This window comes from Kitasatospora sp. NPDC048545, from assembly GCF_040651155.1.
Classification (GTDB): domain Bacteria; phylum Actinomycetota; class Actinomycetes; order Streptomycetales; family Streptomycetaceae; genus Kitasatospora.
Genome location: NZ_JBEZIQ010000156.1, coordinates 1 through 2,441, shown reverse-complemented (window position 1 = coordinate 2,441; position 2,441 = coordinate 1). Strand labels below are relative to the sequence as shown.

Annotated in this window: 2 protein-coding genes; both read left to right on the top strand. The window is 74.2% G+C overall.

Going from position 1 to position 2,441, the window contains the following annotated elements:
* The coding region (locus AB0D10_RS46180; protein WP_360269076.1) for a phosphopantetheine-binding protein at window positions 1–855 on the top strand (855 nt) is incomplete at its 5' end.
* Window positions 856–900: 45 nt separating this feature from the next.
* Window positions 901–2,441: beta-ketoacyl synthase N-terminal-like domain-containing protein (locus AB0D10_RS46175; RefSeq protein WP_360269074.1), on the top strand; the 1,541-nt coding region annotated here is incomplete at its 3' end.

Below are 2,441 nucleotides of genomic sequence, written 5' to 3'. Positions count from 1 at the left end.
CTGGCGCACTGGCGCCGCCGGCAGGGCCTGCCCGCGCAGTCCCTGGGCTGGGGAGCCTGGGTGCCCACCGCCGGCATGACCGGGACTCTCTCCGAGGCCGACCTGCACCGCATCCGCGCCACCGGAGTCCCGCCCCTCACCGAGGAAGACGGTCTCGCCCTGCTGGACGCTGCCATGGCCGTCGACGAGCCCTACCTCGTCCCCATCGGCCGCGCCTCCGGCCCGGCCCGGATGCCCGGCACCGTACCCGCGCTGCTGCGCGGCCTCGTCCGCGGCGCCCGCCGCGTGGCCGAGTCCACCGGCGCCCGCAGTGGCGCGGTGGCCGCGCTCGCCGCCCGCCTCACCGAGCTGCGCGAGACCGACCGGCTGCGCCACGTCGTCGACCTCGTCCGCACCGAGGCCGCGGCCGTCCTCGGCCACGCCTCGCCGCAGGCCGTCGCCGCCGACCGCGACTTCCACGACCTCGGCGTGGACTCCCTCACCGCACTCGAACTGCGCAACCGCCTCACCGCCGTCACCGGCCTGCGCCTCCCGGCGACGCTGGTCTTCGACCACCCGACGTCCGCCGTGCTCGGCACCCACCTGCTCGGCGTGCTCCTGGACGAACAGGACGCCGCGGACGGCACCGCGCTGCTCGGTCAACTCGACCGCCTGGACGCGGCCCTGGCGGACACCGACACCGACGAGGCGACCCGCAACGCGGTCTCGCTCCGGCTGCGCCGAATGCTGGAGAAATTGCGAAACCAGGACGCGCAGAATGCCGAGGACGTCATCGCGGAGCGGCTCGAAGCGGCGAGCGCGGACGAGGTCCTCGCCTTCATCGACAACGAGCTCGGCCGTCTGAGCGACCGCTGAGAACCGCTGAGAGACCCGCCTCAACACAGGAAGGCACCACCCCCCATGTCGAACGACAGCAAGCTCGTTGACTACCTCAAGTGGGTCACGGCCGACCTGCACCAGACACGCCAACGACTGCTGGAGGCCGAGTCCGGACGGCACGAGCCGATCGCGATCGTCGGCATGGCGTGCCGCCTGCCGGGTGGGGTGACCACCCCCGAGGAGCTCTGGGAGCTGGTCGCGGACGGACGGGACGGCGTCTCCGCGTTCCCTGCCGACCGCGGGTGGGACATGGCCGCGCTGCTCGGCGAGGGCAGCGGCAGCAGCGCCTCGATCGAGGGCGGGTTCGTCGCGGCCGGTGAGTTCGACGCGGGCTTCTTCGGGATCTCGCCGCGCGAGGCCCTCGCGATGGACCCGCAGCAGCGGCTCCTGCTGGAGACGTCGTGGGAGGCGTTCGAGCGGGCGGGCATCGACCCGGTGGGACTGCGAGGCACCCGCACCGGCGTCTTCGTCGGCACGGCCGGCGTCGACTACGTCGGCGTGGTAGTGAACTCGGACGAGGACATGGAGGGCCACGCGACCACCGGTCTGACGGCGAGCGTGCTGTCCGGCCGCGTGTCGTACACGTTCGGTCTGGAGGGCCCGGCGGTCACCGTCGACACGGCCTGCTCCTCCTCGCTGGTGGCGATGCACCTGGCGTCGCAGGCGCTGCGGGCCGGTGAGTGCACGCTCGCCCTCGCGGGCGGCGTCACCGTGCTGTCGACGCCGATGAGCTTCTCCGGGTTCTCCCGGCAGGGCGGGCTCGCCCCGGACGGGCGCTGCAAGGCGTTCGCCGACGCGGCGGACGGGACGGGCTGGGCCGAGGGTGCGGGCGTCCTGGTGCTGGAGCGTCTCTCGGACGCCCGCCGCAACGGGCACCCGGTCCTGGCGGTCCTGCGCGGCTCGGCCGTCAACCAGGACGGTGCCTCGAACGGGCTGACGGCGCCCAACGGCCCGTCCCAGCAGCGCGTCATCCGTCAGGCCCTGGCCGCCGCCGGACTGTCGGCCGCTGAGGTCGACGCCGTCGAGGGCCACGGGACGGGGACGCCGCTCGGCGACCCGATCGAGGCCCAGGCCCTCCTCGCCACCTACGGGCAAGACCGCGAACGGCCGCTCCTGCTCGGCTCGTTGAAGTCCAACATCGGCCATACCCAGGCCGCAGCCGGCGCAGCCGGCGTGATCAAGACGGTGATGGCGCTGCGGCACGGCGTGCTGCCGAAGACGCTGCATCTCGACGCCCCGTCCACCGAGGTGGACTGGTCGGCGGGGGCGGTCGAGCTGCTCGCCGAGGCCCGGGCCTGGCCGGAGGTGGACCGGCCGCACCGCGCGGGCGTGTCCGCCTTCGGGATCAGCGGCACGAACGCGCACGTGATCGTCGAGGAGGCGGTGGAGGACGGTGCGGACCCGCTCGCCGAGCCCGCCATGGCGCCCGGTGTGGTGCCGTGGGTGCTGTCCGCCAAGTCGGAGGCCGCGCTGGACGCGCAGGTGGAGCGGCTGGCCGACCTCGACGGCTCGGTCGGCTCGCCCGTGGACGTCGGGCTGTCGCTGGCGGGGCGGTCGCGGTT